Consider the following 21,658-nt stretch of genomic DNA (forward strand, 5'->3'; position numbering starts at 1 on the left):
TTATTTAGAGATTTTAGGTTTAATGCCGATGCTGTACTTATACTTTGGTATTCCACCAATTGGTACACTGTAGAATGGCATTAACTCCCCAAATTGGTTTTCAAGGTATATAACAACATTGTTGTTTTTAATATTAGCTGTTTTGTTTTTAATTATTTGAATATCGTATGAGGTATTTTTTTCAGAAGGGTGTATCGTATGCCTTGATTCTGCCCAGTTATCATCTGCAGAAACGGCCAACATTTCACCATTTTTTGCGACAGATATAATTCGAATGATACCATCGTTATCCCAATCAAAATTAGATTGTTTAATAGCTAAAACTTTGTCATCAATGTATGGATAGATATGGCTTACTTCATTGACATTATCATGAAGTCTAATTTTGTACTTAAAGTAAAAGGCAAAAGCTCCTTCTACGGGAACATTTTCTTTAGGTTTAGAGCTTTGATATAAACTATACAAGTTGCCATCATCGCCAGATATTCCTTCTACAATAACTTTAAAAACATAACCTCCATAATCAGGTAGGTATTCTCCTTCGGTGGGGTTAATTGGACCAAAAGTATACCAATCTTCATCATACTTATCACTTATACCAAATGTCTTTGTGTATAATAAAGTACCACTTTTATAGTTTCCACTTTTGTTAATTTTACGAGCATCGTCATCAGAACATGTTCCTTTACCACCATAGATGCTATATTTCATTTTTGTATTCCATTTGCCTTTTTGCTCATCAATTTTCCCTCCAATATCTGGATCATAAACCCTAATGTATATTGGTTCGGTATGACTTTTGGGGACCGAATAGAAAATTACTTGTGTGAAATCATTATCACCCCATGCTGTTTCTCCATCTTTTCCAAAGGTAACTAAGTAGGGTATATTCTCGTCAATTGCTGGAACTGGCTGGGCTAATAGTATATATGAAAAGGTTAAGAAAAGTATTGTGGTGATAAGTTTATACATGTGTTTATTATTCTATTACAATTATTGTTTTTTTAGTTGCAAGCTTGTGTTGTGGGTTATGTATTGATGGCGCACCACATATAATGGTATACGTTCCTGACTTTCTAAAGATATGATTTATTGTAATACCTTTTGTCTTTTTACTGTGATCTAATATCCAGTAATAATCCTCGGGAATAAAACCTTTCAGTTCTGAGTTTTTAGCTGAAATATTCATTGGTTCATTAATTTTTACAGTATCAGAGCATTCTATTTTTATTTGTTGTGTGTTCTCAAGAGGCAAATCATAGGTGGCAACTGTAAAAAGGTCTACATTTTGTAAGGTGTCATAAACACTTAAATTAACAGAATATTCGCCTTCTCCAGGAAAACAATGGTCTACCTCTGTACCCATTTTGGTAATGCCATCATTAAAAAGCCATTTATATTTGTAAGGTAGAGTATCAGACTGATAGGGGCCATTTTCGAAAAGTGTGAAGCAGAATATGTCTTCAACCTCTTCTTGTGCGTTAGGAAAAGATGGAAAGGGGATTTTAAAGTGATATATATTATCCACTCCCTCTCTGTTAGATGCAAAATATCCTTCAAGTTCAGACTCAAAAATAAAGCATGAGAAATCGTTGTATTTTGAATTTATTGGTTCTTCAAGAGCTTTTGCTCTGCCCCATTCATTATTCTCGAATGTACTAACGAATATATCAAAATCATTAGATTCACTTCTTCCGTTTGAAGAGAAGTAGAGTTTGCCGGATGGGTGATAGTAAGGGAAAATCTCTTTTCCTGATGTATTAATGTTTGAACCTAAATTTATAGGTTCTGACCATTGTCCGTTTTCAAAATCAGATTTGTATATGTCGCTCTCTCCATAACTATCGTTTTGATTAGAAACGAAGAACATAGTTTTACCATCACTGCTGAATGTAGGGTGAGCAGTAGAATGTTCATTAAGTGAATTGTATGGAAATGGAGTTTGTGTTTGCCAATTAGATCCAGAAATTTTATCTATAGTGAATATACCTAAAAGATTTTTCTGTTGTTTCTTTTTATTTGTTTTAGGAGCTTGATTTTGAGTTACAAATGCTCGTTTCTCATCAGGGCTTAGCCAAATGGAACCTGTGTTAAGTTTATAGTCTTTTGTTGCAGAGAATAATATCGGTTTACTGAAGTTATTTTCACTTACAATTTGAACTTGATATATTCTGTGAAGCCAATTATTATTTTGGTCGAGATATGATTTTATGAGTTCATTTTTTCTGTCAGAAGAAAAGTAGATAGTTGAATCAACAACGAATGGAGCAAAATCATTCTTCGCAGAACTATTAAATGGGAGTTTATTAATAATAGCATTTTGAGCAGTTAACGCTATATTAATAAATAGTGCTAGTATGAGAAGAATGATAATATTTTTAAAAATTCGGCTCATAGTTAAAAGAATTTAGGGTTTGGAGTATTTATTTTATAACCGAAGTCAAATTGTAGGGCTATTTCATGTGTTCCATTATTATAGTTAGATAGCTTCTCGAGTGTGTAATCGAGGCTATAGGTGATTCGTGTTTGAGGTGATATTTGATATCCTAATATTCCTACAATCTCATTAGTGGTTCTGTATGAAACGCCACAAATTAGAGCATTATTTATGATTGCGGTAGTGCTAAAGTCAATAAAGCTGGTTGTGTTTGGATTTACTCTTACTAAGGTTGCAGGGTTTAACGTAAAATTTGAGTTTATGTGGAAAAAATACCCTCCAGTAAATAAATAATCAATTTTACCGAAATCTAATTTATTTTCGCCTGTTTCATAATTATCAGAATATACTAAGCTAGGGATAGATAAGCCTATAAAATAGTTATTGTTATACACTGCTGTACCAAAGCCAAGCCATGGAGCACTTAATTGCTCTGCGTATCCAAATAAAGGGTCTTCAGGATCGATAATTGTAACATCAGACCAATTATTGTTTTGATTGTAGAAACCTGCAGACAGAGCAAAGCTTAACTTTGTGGTATTACTAATGTTTGTTCTATATGCATATGAAATGTTAAAGCCAGTGTTATTTGTAACGCCAACTTTCTCAGAGTATACTTGAGCTCCTAAGGCCATTGTTTCATTCTTTAGGGGAGAATGAATTGTTGCTATTCCTCCACTAGCACTATGGTCAAATCCCAACCATTGTTTTCTGTATGAAGCAAAGAGGGAAAGAGACTCATGAGATCCAGCGAAAGCAGGGTTAATACTGTATTTGTTATACATGTATTGGCTCATAATTATTTCTCGTTGAGCAAAACAGTTACTTGAACAAACTAAAAGTAGCATGCACCCAATTGTATAATTCTTAAAATTAGATTTAATAATCTTAATCATATTTAATTATCAAGTAGTTTTTTATTGGGGTTTTAAGTTGATCGCCCTCAAAAGTATAATAGTAAGTTCCGGGGCTTAGTTTTGATCCTCCATTGTCAATGCCATTCCAATCATTTTCGTAATTAGTGGCGCTATAAATTAATTTCCCATGTTGGTTAAAAACAGATAATCTATTGTTGGTAATGTTTTCTGCTCCTAATATTTTTAGCACATCATTAAATCCATCGCCATTAGGAGATATTCCTGATGGAGCAACGATATCCTTGGATATAATGGTTATTTCATCTTCAATACTTTCACATGCTTCAGAGTTTTGAATGTAACCGGTCCATGTAAGAATGTGTTGTCCTTTTTCGAGGTTTGAGATTGGAGATTTAGGATTATATGGGTCATCAATCTTAGAGTTACCTGAAATAACTGCCCATCGACCTTTGCCTGTTTCAAGGGGAAGTGCGTTCAGAGTCATAGCTGTGCTCACATAAATTGTTGTGTCTGAGCCTGCATTAACAGGGTATGGTGCTTCAAGAAAATTAATATTAACGATATCTTCAGCAATACAAACCCCATTTACTATAATCCACTGTAAATCTTGTTGACCGAAATTTAATGCGGTGAACTCTGTGTTTGGATCTCCTGGATCAATAAAAGTACCTTTCCCTTTCCATAAACCGATCCCAACTAATGGTGTATTGGCTTCTAATGTTACTTCTCTACCACAAACTGTTTGATCTTCTCCAGCAATAGGATAGGGTAATTCATCAATTGAGAGGTTAAAAGTAAGATCCGTAATTTCTTTTATGCATCCATTCGAACCTGTTATATCAGTAAATGAATAATTAAATATACCAGGAGCAAGATCTTCACCATTTATAATTACATTATGAATGTTAGAAGTAACATCTTCGGTATATGATTTTCCGAAGCCATCGGTAAAGGTAACTACCCAAGGACTATTTCCTGTAACATTTAGGGGCAGTACAGTTGATGAATTCTCACATATTTGGTCTTGGTTTTTATCAATAGTTAATGTAGGTGATTCAGAGAATAAGATTGTTGTACTTGCAGAATTTACACAACCTAGGTTTTGTGTTGTTTCTGTCCATGTTATATCGGCTTCTTGATAGGAGCCTGAGCTTATTAATGAATTAGGGTCGGAGGCATCTGTAAAAACTACACCTAATGTTGGGCTAGTCCATGTTCCAGAAGTGTTTGTGTTATTAGATCCATTTAAAGCTATGGATTGTCCCTCACCGCAAACAGTGCTATATTCACCTACCAAGGTGTTTGGAGTTTCATTAATAAATGACTTTTCTCCGGTTAAATCAGATGTTGCCGCTTGGCAACCGCTTGAGTTATCTGTTAGTGAATAAAGTTGGATTTTATCGTTATTAGCTATGGTAAGGGTTTCTAATTCAGAATTTGAATTGGATGTTCCATCAAAAGTATCCCCAGCAGTATTGATAAGCTGGTAGGAGTAGCTTCCATTCCCATCAAAGTTTAAGTTAACTGTTCTATCTGCAGGTGCACAAATAATATCTTCTTCTGTGGTGATAGTTCCTTCGGGGCTACCTTTTAATGTGAGTAACATTGATTGGGTAATAGCATTTCCATTTCTGCAGGCCCCATTTTCGGATTCTAACACAAGAGTATATGACTCTTCTAAAGTTGTATTTGTTCCTGTAAAAGTTGGGTTTAATTTAGTAGGATCATCAAATGTACCGGTTGCACATGTCCATAAGTATGTTGCATTAGGCGAGAGTGATTGTGAGTTTGTTGTAAATGACCTACCACATATATTATCATTAGAGCCTATTGTAATCTGGGATTTATCATCAACAAATACGTTTACCTCTTCATCAGTAATATCTAAAGAACCATAACGATCGGTAATCTTTATTAACTCAACTGTATATTCTAGGGGAGCCTTTTCGTCTGCATAAGGAAGTGTTATCGGGATTGTGAATTCAGTAACCTGTTCTTCGATACGTGCGTGTTGTATCACATATCCGCTATTTGTTAAAAATCTTAGGTCTACTTCAAATGGTTGTGTACCCGTTAGTGCTATTACTATTTCTGCTGTTCCTGATTCACATAATCGAACATCATCACTAATAATTTTTGCAGTAGGCTGAGAAAACAAGGCTATGCAATTAACCAATAAGAGGGCTAGAGAGAATAGGTTCTTGTTATTTTTCATATCTCAATACTATTTAGGCTAATAAGATATTATGTTTTGTAAAAACATATATCATTATGTCATAAAAATACTTTAATTTATGGCAAGTGAGTAAGGGGAGGTTATTATATTCGTGTAAAGTATACGGGTTTTGGTGTAAATTTGTTACAAAAGAGCCATCATAGGTCATATATGGTTCGTTCCTTTTGCTTGTTTTTACGAAGTTGCTGGTGTCTGTAATTATTGAATGTTTTTGAAAAAATCGCTTTAAAATCTTCTTCCGGCGCTGGTGCTGGAGCTATTACGATATTACCTTCTGGATCTAATAAATAATAGGTAGGATAAGCTCTAACATTATAATCGTATAAAACTTTTCCATTTTGGTTAAAATGAAGGAAGGTCCATTCTAACTTATTTTTTTTAACATATGCTTTTGCATTCTCAATATCAGAGTCTGTAAGAATAGTAATAATATGTAGATCTCTTTTGTAGGCTTTTGACATTGCTTCAAGTACTTGAAAGTCCTTTTTACAGGCATAGTTGTCCGTTGAGGCAAAATTAAGGTACACAAACTTCCCTTTATAGTTTTTTAGTTTTCGTGTTTTGTTTTTTAAATCAGGTAATTCAATTTCTGGAGCTACACTATTCACGGTAAGTTTTGTGATTTTTTTATAGATATCCTCAGCAACCTGCCTATTATATTGATTTGATGATATGGAAGTGGCCTCTTCTGCTAGTGAAGTAAGATAATTATTATCAAATGTTTTGCTGTAATAACCATCATATATACTTTTCAGTAAAATAAGTTCTGACAACTCAATATTATTAAAGAGAGAGTCATGTGTAAGAGTATTTACGAGTGCTGCAAAGTTTGCTTTCTCAGAGAATATAGTTTTTAATTGAGATCCTTCATCTGATTTGAAGTATTTATATAGAAAGTTTTTGTAGCATTGATTAAATGAAGACCAATAAGTGGGTATACTATACAAAATATCGTTATTAGAGAAATATCCAGTGCTAATATTTCGAAGATTATCTTTATTCTTTAAAGCGATTAAAGATAGGTAAGCATACTCTTTATAATTATTAAACCATGTTCCAGATATAGAGGGAAATAAAGAATCAGTTTGAGAAATTATTTCTTCAATTTTTTTCTTGTTGTTTGCAATTATAATGCTGCGTATATTCAAGTTAACTTGTTGGTTAAAGTATATATCAAAACTTTGTATTTTTTCATTAAGATTATCAGGATCTGTGTTTAGTATTCCAATATTTACTTCGTCAGGAATAAAAAAAGGATTTAGTTGGTCTTCAGTTTTTAGTGGAATTAATGGTGGTAGTAAAATATTATATGAATTACCTGGCTGAACAAATAGAAAACCCTGTAATGCTCCAAGCTTTATGTTTATCTTCGAAGTTTCTTTAATATCAAAGGAAACTTTAAAATCACCTTTTTTATTTATCGCAAAGCGTTGTAATTCTGTTTTCTCGTTTGTTATGTAATTTTGTGTTTGCTCAACAATAAGGTTGTAGTTACTGTACTCAACGGCAGTGCCATAAAGAGTAACCTCGGTATCTTGTGATTTAGCAAACGTGCCGTAAAGAAAAATAACAACTATTAAATATACTCGCATTATTAATGTTTATTCTCGCGATTATAAATATTCATTTTTTCCTTAATCTTATCAGGAATAAATTTACCAGCATCACCTCCATGTCTAATTATGTCACGCACAATTGATGAGTTTACCGGAGTATGTTCAGGAGTTGTTAATAAAAATACAGACTCAATACCAGTCATATTCTTATTTACTTGGGCAATAGCTCTTTCGTATTCAAAATCGGCAGATGTTCTAATCCCTCTTAATAGATAGTTGGCATTAACCTTTTTCGCAAAATCGACCGTTAGGCCAGTAAAAGTACCAACGCTAATTTTAGGCTCATCAGCAAATAGCTCTTCAATCCAATGTATACGTTGCTCTACAGGATAAAAGTGTTGCTTCTCTGCATTATATCCTATTGCAATAATTATTTTATCAAAAAGGTCTACTGCACGTAATATAATATTCTCATGACCAGTTGTGAATGGATCAAATGACCCTGGAAATACCGCTATTCGTTCCATGTGTATTTTTTATAAGCCGTAAAGTTGATAAAAAGAACAGATACAGCAAAAGTTTATTACCAAAACTTAATTTTAATAGCCGCAAATGCCGACATGCGGAGTAATATTAACCCATGCCTAAATCTACTAATATTTGTATCTCCATATTTGCGCTCTTTGTATCTAATAGGTAAGTCAATCAGTTTTAGGTTTAATTTATAGGCTCCAAAAAGCAGATCGAAATCGCCAAAGGGATCAAACTCACCAAAAAACTTTCTATTGGCAGCTAATTTCAAATAGTCTTTTCTAAACATCACTTTTGTACCGCAAAGTGTATCCTTTATTGGTCGTTCAAGGATGTATGAAAATAGCTTACTGAAGAAATGGTTGCCAATTGTATTCAAAGGACGCATCGCATTTTTCTCCATTGGGTATACAAGTCTTACTCCGTTAATAAACTCTCCTTTACCAGAAGCAATAGCATCGTAAAACTTTGGCAAATCCTCTGGCGGAACTGTTAAATCAGCGTCCAGAATCATTAAGATATCACCCGTTGCTGCATCGTAACCTTTACGAACGGCATCACCTTTACCTTTACCAGTTTGTTGCATAATTTTAATATCATGTGTGTGCTGATATTTATTTTTCATGCTTTGGATAGTTTCCCAGGTATTATCGGTAGAATTTCCTTCAACAAAAATGATTTCTATATGCTTTCCAAAATCCGGAATTCGTTTGATTGCATCTTCAATATTGCCACTTTCGTTGCGCGCAGGAATCACAACGGAGGTAGAATATAATTTATTACGTTCGTCCGGAGTAAGTATTTTCGGAATTGGACGAGCGAAAACAAATGTGTTTAAGCCTAATTTATTAAAAAGAGGAAGCCTGCTTATTATTCTATTCAAGAATCCTGATATTATTGGGATATTATATGGAACTAGCATGTTCCGATTGCTCTTGTAAGCATCAAAGTCTGATAGATATAATAGGTTTTCAATATCTTTTGTAGATAGCCAATTCTGTTGAGGTGATTTTCTTTTGAATCTCAGAAGCTCAGCAAAGCGTATAATAGGTTCCCATAAACGGTTATAATAGGTTACTATTATTCTGGTTTTAGGATGAGTTACATTGTGTAATTGTTTAAATACATGTTCAATGTCGGGTAATAACCCAATTACATTGGATAAAATAATTACATCAAATTTTTCATTTAGAGAAATATTTTCAGCCTCCATCTCATGAAACTCAATTTCAGAGTGTTGTTCTTTAGCTAATTTAATCATCTCAATGGAGAAATCGATCCCCACTTTTCGCTTACAATTTATGGTTTGAAGGAGATCGCCAGTGCCACAGCCCACTTCAAGAACAGAAGAATCTTCTTGAATGAAATAGTTGCAATATTTAGATATTGAATTCCAATAGTAAGCTCTATTTTTTCTATACTTATTCCATTTAGGTGCAAAATTGTTCCAATACTCCTTTATAACTGATTTTGTAGATGTGGTCATTGAACTTCTTTATTGAGAATAATATCGTAATTAATTTTTATGAGATAGGTAGGTTCTTGTTCTCCGTACTTCTTTACAATTGAAAAAGCTTCTGGGTAAAGTTTGCCCATTGGACTTAAAAAGCGCTGAATGGTATTAATGCTCTTACCTGTATAGGCATATGGGTTTTTGCGTAGGCTTCCCATAATAACATGTGTAATGCCTTTGTCTTTTAATAACTTTGCAAGTTCGTACGGATCGTCAGAAGGAATGCGATATATGCCGTAAAATTTCTTACCATTGGCATAAATACGTGCAATGTTGGGTTTTCTGCAAGCAACATAACTATCATTGGGCAATTGTGTGTTTACGTAATTTACCATTTTTAGGTAGCTTACCCAATCTGGGGTAAAACCGGCATATATATTTCCATTAATATTTTGCGATAAATTATCTAAATCCGTTTTTTTAACGCTGCTCCATCCTGTTAAGATGATAGAGCCAGTAAATATTAATAATACTATTTTACGGTATTTCTTTAGTCTATTTGTATTAAACAGATTAATAAGTGCATTGCATATGAATAATAACATGAATGGGATAAATGGGATAATTAAGCGGTATTGATCCCATAGTTTTTGTAATGAGATGAAGGTTATCCCAAGCATGGTAGTTATAAAAATAGCCGTGAATAGTAGATATTTGTTTTGTTTAAATGTGGTAAATAGTCCCCATATATATAAGGCGTAAAGTCCTATTGTTGCCAATGGTATAACTGTATTGTTTAATTCAGTTCTAAAGCCTATGATTCTTAAGAAGTGTTTTGATAAATATAAATTTGAGTTATCAATAAATCGGTTTATAAATCCTACAATATCTTCGTTTCCTTCAGTGGCATTGTAGGGGTTTTTACTTAGTAACTGCAATGCTTGCACGCTGTCAGAACTTGGAATATCCCATATGGCATCCCTAATTACATTAAAAACAAAAACGAATAAGCCAAATGTAATAATGCTCCAAGTGGCTCTTTTGTAATCTTTGCTAATTAATAAAAATATTACCAGACTTATTATGGCCCCTATGCCTACAGTTCGTGTTAGGTACATACCTAGTGCAAACAGACTAATAAGCAATACTTCTATAATATCTTTTCTTTGCGGAGTCCAGTGAGATGGGGCTTTATTAGGAATCCACCTAAAGGATTGGTGAAAAAATAGTATCGTAAATACGAGAAATAGTGGTTCTGAGAATGTCTGACTACTGAAAAATATAAAATAGCTGCTTAAGCTTAGTATTGTAAAACTGTATGTTAAAATGGTAAAACTGACTTTGTTTTTAAAAGTACGATAAAAAAGCACCATGAAAATTAACAAAAGTAATAGGGAGCTTAGTTTTAGAATGGGAATGTTAATTCCTACGATTGCTATTATTGCGGCCAAGAATATTGGGTATAGAGGGGCTTGGTAATCGGGGTATTTACCCGACTCAATAAAATTTAGTGCCCTAGTTATGTACGTTGAGTCATCTCCTGCAATGCTAAGCCTTAAGCTAAAGTGAAGTAAACTAGATAATACAAATATGGCAAGAAGCGCATAAAAGACATAATTTGAGTTCTTAGCTAGCCAGGTTTCTATCTTAGTAGCTAAATCAGTATTGCTGTTCATTGATTCTTTTATTTAATCTCTTTCTTGCGATAAGCATTCACAAATAGAATATTCCCCATATCTTCATATTGAGTAAAGTGATCTGCTCCCTTATTAATTTCTTTAGATGCAAAACCCATTATCGTTAAATCAGCATCGTGACTTTGCTTTTCTATTAATTCTTTTTTGTTATCGCCAGCGCTAATAGGAACAATTTGAATGTTATTTGGAGATATTGGTAAACGTCCAGCAATTATTTTCTCTTCCCATCTGCGTTGCTCGTCCTTCGATTCTTCATTCGGTACTAATGAATATATTTTAATTATTCCTCCTTTTTTCCAATCAGGATGACCTAAGATAATGTAGGCAAGTAAAACCATTAGATTTGCATTATGGAAATCTTGTCTTCCAATCCAAACATGAATTTCTTTTTTATACCCAAATCCTTTTAGTGAAGTTTGTAAGAAGCAAACATCTAATTTACTGGCATCAAATAAGGAGTAATTATCTAATGCGTTTTTCAACGATTGTGCATTAGAATTTGGAAACTCAAATAATATTAAGTTGCTTCCCTTTCCAGAGATACCAGACAGTTGAATTACCTGAGCAATTGCTGATGTGTATGATGGGCTAATGATGGTATCGATATATATTTTAGTGTTACTACCTTTAGCTCTAGTAATAAGACGTTGTAGTTTATTCTGAGAATCGCGATGGGTTTTCTCATTTAATAGTCCTTCGATATAATGAATATAAGTACCAAAGCCATATTTATGAGATATCCAGCCTAATAGGTCAAATGCTGATTGCCTTTCGAATGATTCGCCACTTACGCAAATTGCAAAAGGGCGCCAATTGTATTCCGTTTCTTCTTTGTTTGCCTGCTGCACAAATATTTGTATTTGTCGACTTAACTGGAATATTACCCCTTTAAACAGTTTTTCAAGTCCTCTGCGTTCAGGTCTGTATTTGCTAATAATAAAGTACATAATACCCATAATTAATATGGACAACATGGCGTAAGTCAAATTCATTTTGAACATTAACCAAAATGAAAGTATCGCTCCTCCTAAAGAGTAATACCATTTGTTATGTTTAAATGTGGGTCTGTATGAAGGATCTGCAGCAAAGTACTCTAAGAAACTAATCAGGCAAATTGCTCCATAGGTAACCATAAAGAACATAGAGATGATTTGCGCTACAAAGTTAACATCGCCTATGCCAACAAAAAAGAAGGCTATTACGATTGTAATAATTGTTCCATTAACAGGGTCATTGTCTTTTTGTCGACCTTTGGCTAGCCAATTATTTAAAGCGGGGTAGGGCAGTATATCATCAAACCCAATGGCTTGTAATGTGCGCGGAGCTACAAGTATCGATCCAATTGCAGAAGATAGTGTTGCTGCTGCTAATCCTATTGGTATAATAGGGCCCCATATGGCAATGCGCTGCATTATTAACTGATCAGAGGCTAGTTCATCAGCAGAAGCAGTTACGGTTAGTTTGTATGCTATGGCAATGTAAACTAGCATTCCTATTAAGGTAGCCCATAGGGTCCCGCTAGGGATTGACTTTTTAGGATCTTTTAAATCGCCTGATAATCCTAGTCCGGCAGCAATTCCTGTAAAGGCAGGAAATATAATAGTAAAAACATAGAAGAAGCCTTCTGGGTTTTTAGTGGTCTCATAAATATTGAATGGTGTTGCATTTTCTGTTGCATCTCCTAAAAAGAAAAATATAATGGATAGGAATAGCATTGCAACTACAACATATAGTGCTTTCATTCCTATGTTCGCTCCTCTAATTAAAACAATAATGCTGAGTAGACTCATTACTGTTAAAGTGGCTATCTTTTTTAAAACAGCCATTTCAATGTCCCAAGGAATGTATGGTGCTAAAGAATCAAGAGCTTCTCCGAAGGCAATGATATAGAACGCGACACTTATGGCTTGCGATAAGTAAAGGGCAATGCCAATTGCTCCTCCAATATTCAAACCAAATGATCGTGAGATAATATAATAAGCTCCACCACCTTGTACTTTTTGATTGGTTGCAATTTCGGCAACAGCTAAAGCGGTAGGTATTGTAACTAGGTGACCAACTATAATTATGGTGATTACACCTAAAAAACCAACATTTCCAACAGCCCAGCCAAATCGCAGAAACAATATAGCTCCTAGGATAGTAGAAATAGCAGTCATAAATACTGGCATTGAGCCAAAAGTTGCATTCGGATTTGTGAGAGATTTAGCCATATGTATAAATCATTTTTTCAAAAATAGAAAATTATCAGAATATACATCTATTTTTTTAACCGCAGTTCACTAATTATAGCTTATTCGTAGATATGAGTAATTAAAAAAAATTAACATTTTTAATTAAAAGCTTGCTAAGCCGTTTCATATGTTGTATATTTAAGATACTCAAAACAATAGGTTTAGATTGCACATAATCTTTGAGGAAGCCGGAAAGTCAGGGGTGTCTTTCCGGCTTTTTCATGTCTATATGTTCCGTCATTTATATAATTATAAATTTTGTTGCTTAATAAAGTATCCTTTCATTTTAAATTTTAACGCTTGGATAGTGTGTTAATTAATTTCATAGAAAGATTTCTTAAAGAAAAATATGCATAAAAAAAGCAGCCAAGTTTCCCTGGCTGCTTACACATCAAATATTTAAAAGCTATGGTAATATTTTACTTTAATTGTAAGAACTTTGACCATGTTCGTGAATATCTAAACCTTCTCTTTCTTCTTGTTCAGACACTCTTAATCCCATTGTTGCTTTAAGTACTTGGAATAATACTAATCCAATTACAAATGCCCATGCACCAACTGCTACAACTCCGATTGCTTGAGATCCTAATAATGCAAATCCACCACCGTAGAATACACCACCATCTACAGCAAAGAAACCTACTAATAATGTACCTACAGCACCACATACTCCGTGCACTGAAATAGCACCTACAGGATCATCAACTTTTAATTTTTTGTCGAAGAACTCGATTGAGAATACTACCACAAAACCTGCGATTATACCAATTATGGCCGCACCCATCGGTGTAACAATATCACAACCAGCTGTAATGCCAACTAAACCTGCTAAGGCACCATTTAAAGTCATTGATAAATCTGGTTTACCATATCGGAACCATGTTACAAACATTGTTACTGTTGCACCAGCTGCTGCAGCAAGGTTTGTTGTGATAAATATACTAGCTACCGCATATGCATTATCGCCGCTAATTGCTAACTGTGATCCTGGGTTGAAACCAAACCAACCTAACCAAAGGATGAATACCCCTAATGCACCTAACACCATGTTGTGTCCTGGTATTGCATTTGTAGTACCATTGTATTTACCTAAACGTGGTCCGATAGTCCAAGCACCTGCTAAAGCAGCCCATCCACCTACAGAGTGAACAACTGTTGAACCTGCAAAATCGTGAAATGGAGTTTCCATAGTTGATAACCAACCACCACCCCATACCCAGTGACCTGAGATTGGGTAAATTACTGCTGTAATTACAACAGAGAAAATTAAGTATGTGCTAAACTTTGTACGTTCAGCCATTGCTCCTGAAACAATAGTAGCTGCTGTTGCTGCAAATACTGTTTGGAAAAATAAATTGTGAAGATCCTCAGGATCATTGTAGAAGAAATCAAATGCTCCAAAGAAAGCACCTTCACCTCCATACATAATGCTGTATCCTATGATCCAGAATATTAAAGAACCGAATGAGAAATCCATAAAGTTCTTCATTAAAATGTTACCTACGTTTTTAGCTCTTGTAAAACCTGCCTCTACTAAGGCAAATCCTGCCTGCATAAAAAATACTAAAATACCTGCTAGAAGTACCCATAATATATCTAAAGCTCCGTTTGCATCCATGTTATTGTGTTTTAAAGTTTTTAATCAGATTATTGGGTTGTTATTTTGTATAAAGAGTTTCAGGACCAGACTCACCTGTTCTGATTCTGTAGGTTTCTACAATGTCTGAAACAAAAATTCTTCCGTCACCTATTTCTCCAGTGCGTGCTGCAAGCATTAAAGCTTGTACTGTTTTTTCTAAATTTTCATCGCGTACAATAATAGAAATCAGTCTACGCTCAATGATACTAGTGTCGTAAATAGTACCTCTATAAAGGTGCCCTTCACGTGCAGTACCAACACCTCTTACATCCCAATATGAAAAGAAAGTAATGTCTTGTTCCTCAAGAGCTTTTTTTACGCTTTCGTATTGAGTTAATCTGATAATTGCTTCAATTTTTTTCATGATGTATGTTTTTATAGTGAGAACTATATTGTTCGAATTGAAATAAAAGGAAGATGAACCGTAGCCATTAACACCAAATTGTATTTATCGGGAAAAATTATTACAAAGGTGTTTCTTGGAGAACAATAAATTTTGAGAAATGAAATGTAATGACCATTTCATCTTCCTTTTTATAATAATGATTAGAGTATTCTTTTTTTAGAATGCGTAAATAGCAGCTAACAAGAACTGAGTTGCTCCTTTTGTTGCCATATCATCAGCATCCATAAAGATTTCATCTTTAGCTGAATCTAATCTAAATTCAGTAACAAATGTTAGTGGTCCGTGATAGTAGTTTAATGTTAGTGTATTAGAGAATATGCTTGAGCTTTCAGTTTCAGAAATTTTATCTTCTTTTATTGAAAAGAATTCACCTCTATAACCTAATGATACTTTTTCAGAGAAAGCATATTGAGGGTAAAAAGCAACACCAGAGTATCCACCTAAATCAGATTCTTTATATGAGTAATCAGCAGCATTTAATCCTAAATAAAATGCATCTGTTATTTGCCATCCTGTTGTTAAATCGATAATTGTTCCTGAATTAGGACCTGTTACAAAGTTTACGTAAGCATCCCATCCATCTACTGGAGAAACATATACTTGAGCACCAAAATCAGATACTCCTTCTAAGTCTTGATAAACGTTCCAGTCGTTAAACATTCCAACCATTACTCCAAATTTATCAGAAATTGCATAGTCTAATTTTAAACCTGCGTTTTGAAATGGTCCAGCAGAGAATAAATAAGAAGTAGAGTAGTTAAAGTTCGCAGCGGGAGAAATTACCTCATATCCAACAAATGTTCCCATGTAACCTGCAGTAGCAGAAAACTTATCAGAAAACTCATATGTTGTATATAGGTTTTGAATGTTAATGTCATGAGTTTCGCCACTTGGATCTTCAAATACAGGGATTGATTTGAAACTTCTCGGTCCAAAAGATATTTCACCAACAAAGCTTGCTTTCCCTACAGATTGAGATAGTGCTATGTCAATCATCCCAAGAGATACCGAGTTGTGATCATCTGCAAAAGATGTTGGGATATTACTTTGCCCAGAAAAATCATACTTGAAATAGGTGTCAACTGATCCAGTAATTTCTAATCCTGGTTTTTCATCTTGCGCTTTAGCAGCAAATCCAAATGCGAATACGATCGCTAATGATAAAATTAACTTTTTCATCTTAATAGGTATTTTAAAATAGGTTACACATAAGTGACATTAATTAATAACTAGGGTGTTTTGATTGGGGTGTTGAGTTGAAAAAAAGGAACTTTTTCCTTTCGAAGGGGTGTTATTAACTAGGTCACGTTACAAAAGTGAGTGTTTTTTTTGCAACCCCCAAATTTTTTAGGGGTTAATTTCAAAAAAAAGTTACTTTTTTGAATTGAGACCCTGTTTTTTCGAGAGGTTTTATGTTTTAATTACTTATTTTATATGAATAGGTGCTTGAAAATAGGGGGTGCTGTTTATATTTTTAGTTTCTAACTAATTCAATATGCTTTAACTTGATCTATTAGGAGTATTGTTGTTTGTTAATAGAATATTGAGATAACATGAAATGTAAAAGTTCAACTATAAATTGTTACTTATTCATAAAAAGTATGGACTATTGTGTTATAGGGGTACTATCTAATATCAATATATTGTTATCACTAAGTTTAATGTAATAGGTTTTAAGGTGTGCATTAATCTTTTTCCCTATAATATTTACAGTATCTATATATAACTATTATAAGGTTTCTATCATTCTAGTATCTATCGTCTCCGTTGTTATACATTTTTTAACACATGACATAAGTCATTGAAAAAGCATAATATTGCTCATTTTTTGATGCTTAGGAATCCCTTCTTCTTGGAAAATATAATTAAAAACGCTATTTTTGCTTCCGTTTTCGAAGTAAATGAGTTGAAAAAATAATAATTGTTAGGCGCGTAATTGTATGTTTATTACAATATGTAGTTATGAATGATCTGATAGTTAGCTAGATTGAGCACTTTACCAGAAGTGTAATAATCAGAAATATTCCTTCTTTATTAATATATGAATATGATGTATAATAAATATCCTAAAGCAGTGGGGTTGTATGATCCTGCTAACGAGCATGAGAACTGTGGTATTGGGTTTGTTGCTAATATTAAAGGTAAGGCATCGCATGATATAGTGCAACGTGGTCTTGAAGTATTAGTTAACATGACACACAGGGGTGCAGAAAGCTCTGATAATAAATCGGGTGATGGTGCTGGTATATTCCTTCAAGTTCCTGACGAGTTTTGTCGTTCATTAGGTTTCGAACTACCAGAGGCTGGTAAATACGGTACTGGGTTAGTTTTCTTACCAGAAGAAGATCGTGAAGCTTTACTTTGTCAGGATGAGTTAAATAAAAACTTATTAGATGAGGGCCTTGAGTTAATTGGCTATAGAGATGTACCTGTTGATAGTAGTGTAATAGGTGAGATAGCTAAACGTACAGAGCCACGTATTCGCCAGATATTAGTAAAAGGAAAATACGAACAAGATAAGTTAGAGCGTAAATTATTTATAGCGCGTAAGGTAACTGAGCGAGCAATAAGAAATTCAGATCTTAAAGCAAAAGACGCCTTTTACTTACCAAGTTTATCTAGTAAGGTGATGATTTATAAAGGAATGTTAACTCCTGCTCAGGTAGGCGAATATTTCCTTGATTTACAAAATCCTGTATTTAAAAGTGCTATAGCATTAGCTCACTCTCGCTTTAGTACAAATACATTCCCTCGCTGGGATCTTGCTCAGCCATTTAGAATTATGGCTCACAATGGTGAAATTAATACCATTAAGGGTAACCGCTTATGGATGCAGGCTCGTGAATCATTATTAAAGTCTGATTTATTTGGTGAAGATTTAGATAAATTATTTCCTGTAGTTGCTCCTGATATGAGTGACTCAGCTTCTCTTGATAATGTATTAGAGTTTTTAGTTTTAACTGGCCGCTCTTTACCACAAGCATTAAGTATGCTTATTCCAGAGTCGTGGAATGATAAGAATCCAATTCCAAAAAGTTTAAAAGCTTATTACGAGTATCACTCTACTATTATGGAGCCATGGGATGGTCCGGCTTCTATTGTTTTCTCTGATGGTCGTTATATTGGTGGTACTTTAGATAGAAATGGTTTACGTCCTTCACGTTATGTTATTACTAAAAATGATATGATAGTGATGGGTTCTGAGGTTGGTGTTCAAACGTTCCCTGCTGAGGAGATTAAAGAAAAAGGCCGTTTAAAGCCAGGTAAATTATTATTAGTAGATACTAAATTGGGAATTATTATTCCTGATGAAGAGATAAAAGAAGAACTTGCTCACAAGCATCCTTTCGAAAACTGGTTAAAAGAAAACCGTATTCGTTTAAAGGATATTGAAGTGAAGCAAAGAGTTAAGTCTTCAATTGAAGGTTACGAGTCTTATTTAAAGACTTTCGGATATTCAAGAGAAGATGTTACTTCATTGATAGGCCCAATGGCTAAAGCCGGAATGGAACCTACAACATCAATGGGTAACGATACGCCAATTGCGGCAATGTCTGAAAAGCCTCAGCGTTTATTCAATTATTTCCGTCAATTGTTTGCTCAGGTTACTAACCCTCCTATTGATCCAATTCGTGAAGGACTAGTTATGGCATTGACCAATTATATTGGTTCAGCTTCAAAAAATATTTTAGAATACAGTCCTGATCACTGTCGTCTTATTAAATTTGAGAGTCCATTAGTAACGAATACCGATTTAGGTAAAATTAAAGATTATCATCGCGAGGAGTTTACTCACGTTACGATTCCAATGTTATATAAAGCTTCAGAAGGTGGAGCTGGCATGGAGAAAGTAATTGATGAAATGTGTGCGGCTGCAGAAAAAGCAGTGGATGATGAGAATAATTTTATTATCCTTTCGGATAGAAATATCAGTCCTGATCAAGCACCAGTGCCATCGTTATTAGCCACTGCTGCGGTTCACCATCACTTAATTAAAAAGCAGAAGCGTATGCAAATTGGTCTTATCGTTGAAACCGGTGAGGCTCGTGAAGTAATGCACTTTGCTTTATTATTAGGATATGGGGCTAGTGTTATTAATCCTTATGTTGCTTTTGCTGCTATTGATGATTTAGTGAAGAAGGGCGAAATTGATATGGAATACGGCGTTGCTCGTGAGAACTATATCAAAGCTGTCGATAAAGGATTAATGAAGATTATGTCTAAAATGGGAATTTCTACGCTACGTAGTTACCATGGTGGACAAATTTTTGAGGCAGTAGGTATCTCTGATAAATTAGTTGAAAAATACTTTACTGGTACATCATCAAAAATAGGTGGTGTTGGTTTCGAAGAAATTGCTCGTGAAACTCAAATGTATCACGAAAGTGCATTTAAAGAAACCACTGATGCTGATTTATTAAATAGTACAGGACAATATGCTTACCGTAAATATGGTGAAAAGCATGGATGGAATCCTGAAACGGTAGGCTTATTACAATGGGCTACTCGTAATGGGGATTATTCTAAATTTAAAGAATTTAGTAAAACTGTAAACGCAGATAATCAGAATCCATTATTCTTAAGAGGATTCTTGAAATTAAAAGATAGAAAGCCAATCGATATTAACGAAGTTGAGCCAATAAAAAATATAACCAAGCGTTTTGTGACTGGTGCTATGAGTTATGGTTCTATTTCAAAAGAAGCTCACCAAGCATTAGCGCTTGCGATGAACGAAGTTGGTGGTAAAAGTAATACGGGTGAAGGTGGTGAAGATGCTGAGCGTTTTAAATCTCCTGCACGTAGTTCTATCAAACAAGTTGCTTCAGGTCGTTTTGGTGTTACAAGTAACTATTTAACAAATGCTGATGAGCTTCAAATTAAAGTTGCTCAGGGTGCTAAGCCAGGTGAAGGTGGTCAGTTGCCAGGATTTAAGGTAGATAAGATTATTGCTAAGTTGAGAAACTCAACGCCAGGAATTACACTTATTTCTCCACCTCCTCACCATGATATATATTCTATTGAGGATTTAGCACAATTAATATACGATTTAAAATGTACTAACCCTCAGGCTCAAATTAGTGTAAAACTTGTTTCTGAGTCAGGTGTAGGTACTATTGCTGCAGGTGTTGCAAAAGCGCATGCTGATCGTATTATTATTGCAGGTACCGAAGGTGGTACAGGAGCTTCTCCAACAAGTTCAGTAAAACATGCAGGTATGCCAGTTGAAATCGGTTTAGCCGAAACGCAACAAACACTTGTGATGAACAACCTACGTGGTAGGGTTATGTTACAAACAGATGGTCAGTTAAAAACTGGATTAGATGTTGTAAAAACTGCCATCTTAGGTGCTGAAGAATTTGGTTTCGCAACTTCGGCCTTAATTACTTTAGGTTGTATTATGATGCGTAAGTGTCATTTAAATACATGTCCTGCAGGTATTGCTACTCAAAATGAAGATTTACGTAAACGATTCATCGGTAAATATAAGTTCACAGTTAACTACATGAACTTTATTGCAGAAGAGGTTAGAGAAATTTTAGCAGAGCTAGGTTTCAAATCTCTTGATGAGGTAGTAGGACGTACTGACTTATTAGAGCAAGATCCAACAGTTGGTAACTGGAAGACTTCAGGTATCGATATGAGTAAATTATTACATTTCCCTGAGGAAGGTAAAATATATCCGTTACATAATACATCAACACAAGATCACGGAATTGATGAAATTATGGATTGGCAGTTGATTGAAGATGCACAACCTGCATTATTGAATCAACAAAAAGTTTGGGTTGCTAAAACAATTACAAACCTTGATCGTGCTACAGGTTCTACTCTTTCAGGAGAAGTTAGTAAACGTTACGGTGAGGAAGGATTACCAAAGAATACAATCAATTGTAAATTTGATGGATCTGCCGGACAAAGTTTTGGTGCTTTCCTTGCAAAAGGTGTGGCATTTAAATTAGAAGGTGATGCAAATGATTACCTAGGTAAAGGTTTATCAGGTGGTAAAATTGTTGTAGTTCCGCCAACAGGTTCTACATTTAAACCTGAAGAAAACATCATTATTGGTAATACTGTATTATACGGAGCAACTGAGGGTAATGTTTATGTACGCGGTGTAGCAGGTGAGCGATTCTGTGTGCGTAATTCAGGAGCTCTTGCTGTAGTTGAGGGTGTTGGTGATCACTGTTGTGAGTATATGACAGGTGGTAGAGTTGTTGTTATCGGTAAAACCGGGCGTAATTTTGCTGCAGGTATGAGTGGTGGTATTGCCTATGTACTTGATGAAGGTGGTAACTTTGATTATTTCTGTAATAAAGGATTGGTTGAGCTATCTCCTGTTGAAGATGCTGCCGATATTCAAGAGTTACAGTTCTTATTAAACAAGCACTTATTACACACCAATAGTGAGAAAGCACAAGATATTCTTGTAAATTGGAATAAGTACTTACCTAAGTTCGTTAAGGTGATTCCTTTCGAATATAAGAAGGTTCTTCAAGAGGAGAAAGTAAAAGAGCTAGAGCGTAAGCTTCAAGCTTCTGAAGATGCTCCATATGTTAACGAATAATTATAAATAGTCTTTTAATAAAGAGG

The 21,658-nt window shown here is 34.5% G+C and carries 13 protein-coding genes; 1 reads left to right on the forward strand and 12 read right to left on the reverse strand.

Translation table 11 applies throughout. The features are described 5' to 3' along the window. The 12 genes from QMO11_RS08745 to QMO11_RS08800 form a co-directional block, all read right to left on the reverse strand. Entirely contained in the window at positions 1-972 is a 972-nt protein-coding gene (locus QMO11_RS08745) for a hypothetical protein (protein ID WP_282036931.1), read from the reverse strand. Between the two features lie 7 nt (positions 973-979). Beyond that, positions 980-2,395, reverse strand: a complete 1,416-nt coding sequence (locus tag QMO11_RS08750) for a PKD domain-containing protein (protein ID WP_282036932.1) — start codon at positions 2,393-2,395, stop codon at positions 980-982. Positions 2,396-2,397: 2 nt separating this feature from the next. Further along, entirely contained in the window at positions 2,398-3,333 is a 936-nt protein-coding gene (locus QMO11_RS08755) for a PorP/SprF family type IX secretion system membrane protein (RefSeq protein ID WP_282036933.1), read from the reverse strand. Beyond that, positions 3,326-5,530 carry a T9SS type B sorting domain-containing protein gene (locus tag QMO11_RS08760; protein WP_282036934.1) on the reverse strand — a complete coding sequence of 735 codons (2,205 nt, stop codon included), beginning with the start codon at positions 5,528-5,530 and terminating at the stop codon, positions 3,326-3,328. Before QMO11_RS08760 ends, QMO11_RS08755 begins: the two co-directional genes overlap by 8 nt. 158 nt (positions 5,531-5,688) lie before the next feature. Further along, a complete protein-coding gene (locus QMO11_RS08765; RefSeq protein ID WP_282036935.1) occupies positions 5,689-7,143 on the reverse strand; it encodes a TlpA family protein disulfide reductase in 1,455 nt (484 codons plus the stop codon). A 2-nt stretch (positions 7,144-7,145) separates the two neighbouring features. Next, on the reverse strand, positions 7,146-7,634 hold the full coding sequence (gene coaD, locus QMO11_RS08770) for a pantetheine-phosphate adenylyltransferase (protein ID WP_068474673.1): 489 nt from the start codon (positions 7,632-7,634) through the stop codon (positions 7,146-7,148). 56 nt (positions 7,635-7,690) lie between these two features. Further along, a complete protein-coding gene (locus QMO11_RS08775; RefSeq protein ID WP_282036936.1) occupies positions 7,691-9,124 on the reverse strand; it encodes a bifunctional class I SAM-dependent methyltransferase/glycosyltransferase family 2 protein in 1,434 nt (477 codons plus the stop codon). Further along, entirely contained in the window at positions 9,121-10,767 is a 1,647-nt protein-coding gene (locus QMO11_RS08780; protein ID WP_282036937.1) for a hypothetical protein, read from the reverse strand. The genes QMO11_RS08775 and QMO11_RS08780 overlap by 4 nt, the downstream gene beginning before the upstream one ends. Before the next feature lie 8 nt (positions 10,768-10,775). After that, positions 10,776-13,001 carry an amino acid permease gene (locus tag QMO11_RS08785; protein ID WP_068474664.1) on the reverse strand — a complete coding sequence of 742 codons (2,226 nt, stop codon included), beginning with the start codon at positions 12,999-13,001 and terminating at the stop codon, positions 10,776-10,778. Positions 13,002-13,446: 445 nt separating this feature from the next. Then, entirely contained in the window at positions 13,447-14,640 is a 1,194-nt protein-coding gene (locus QMO11_RS08790; protein WP_282036938.1) for an ammonium transporter, read from the reverse strand. Between the two features lie 40 nt (positions 14,641-14,680). Continuing rightward, the gene (locus tag QMO11_RS08795; protein WP_068474656.1) at positions 14,681-15,025 is read right to left on the reverse strand and encodes a P-II family nitrogen regulator; all 345 of its coding nucleotides are present in this window, start codon (positions 15,023-15,025) and stop codon (positions 14,681-14,683) included. A 198-nt stretch (positions 15,026-15,223) separates the two neighbouring features. Further along, complete coding sequence (locus QMO11_RS08800) at positions 15,224-16,246, reverse strand: outer membrane beta-barrel protein (RefSeq protein WP_282036939.1); 1,023 nt, start codon at positions 16,244-16,246, stop codon at positions 15,224-15,226. A gap of 868 nt (positions 16,247-17,114) precedes the next feature. On the opposite strand from QMO11_RS08800, the gene gltB reads away from it, so the two are divergent. Continuing rightward, positions 17,115-21,632 (forward strand): glutamate synthase large subunit, encoded by a 4,518-nt coding sequence (gene gltB / locus QMO11_RS08805; RefSeq protein ID WP_282036940.1) that lies wholly within the window; start codon positions 17,115-17,117, stop codon positions 21,630-21,632. Positions 21,633-21,658: the final 26 nt, after the last annotated feature.

Origin of the sequence: Saccharicrinis aurantiacus, assembly GCF_947489045.1 — a bacterium.
GTDB lineage: Bacteria > Bacteroidota > Bacteroidia > Bacteroidales > Marinilabiliaceae > Saccharicrinis > Saccharicrinis aurantiacus.

Coding starts and splice junctions, on each gene's coding strand:
- QMO11_RS08765 (WP_282036935.1), bottom strand. CDS start 7,143: ATGCGAGTATATTTAATAGTTGTTATTTTTCTTTACGGCACGTTTGCT.
- QMO11_RS08795 (WP_068474656.1), bottom strand. CDS start 15,025: ATGAAAAAAATTGAAGCAATTATCAGATTAACTCAATACGAAAGCGTA.
- gltB (WP_282036940.1), top strand. CDS start 17,115: ATGATGTATAATAAATATCCTAAAGCAGTGGGGTTGTATGATCCTGCT.
- QMO11_RS08780 (WP_282036937.1), bottom strand. CDS start 10,767: ATGAACAGCAATACTGATTTAGCTACTAAGATAGAAACCTGGCTAGCT.
- QMO11_RS08755 (WP_282036933.1), bottom strand. CDS start 3,333: ATGATTAAGATTATTAAATCTAATTTTAAGAATTATACAATTGGGTGC.
- QMO11_RS08800 (WP_282036939.1), bottom strand. CDS start 16,246: ATGAAAAAGTTAATTTTATCATTAGCGATCGTATTCGCATTTGGATTT.
- QMO11_RS08745 (WP_282036931.1), bottom strand. CDS start 972: ATGTATAAACTTATCACCACAATACTTTTCTTAACCTTTTCATATATA.
- QMO11_RS08785 (WP_068474664.1), bottom strand. CDS start 13,001: ATGGCTAAATCTCTCACAAATCCGAATGCAACTTTTGGCTCAATGCCA.
- QMO11_RS08775 (WP_282036936.1), bottom strand. CDS start 9,124: ATGACCACATCTACAAAATCAGTTATAAAGGAGTATTGGAACAATTTT.
- QMO11_RS08790 (WP_282036938.1), bottom strand. CDS start 14,640: ATGGATGCAAACGGAGCTTTAGATATATTATGGGTACTTCTAGCAGGT.
- coaD (WP_068474673.1), bottom strand. CDS start 7,634: ATGGAACGAATAGCGGTATTTCCAGGGTCATTTGATCCATTCACAACT.
- QMO11_RS08750 (WP_282036932.1), bottom strand. CDS start 2,395: ATGAGCCGAATTTTTAAAAATATTATCATTCTTCTCATACTAGCACTA.
- QMO11_RS08760 (WP_282036934.1), bottom strand. CDS start 5,530: ATGAAAAATAACAAGAACCTATTCTCTCTAGCCCTCTTATTGGTTAAT.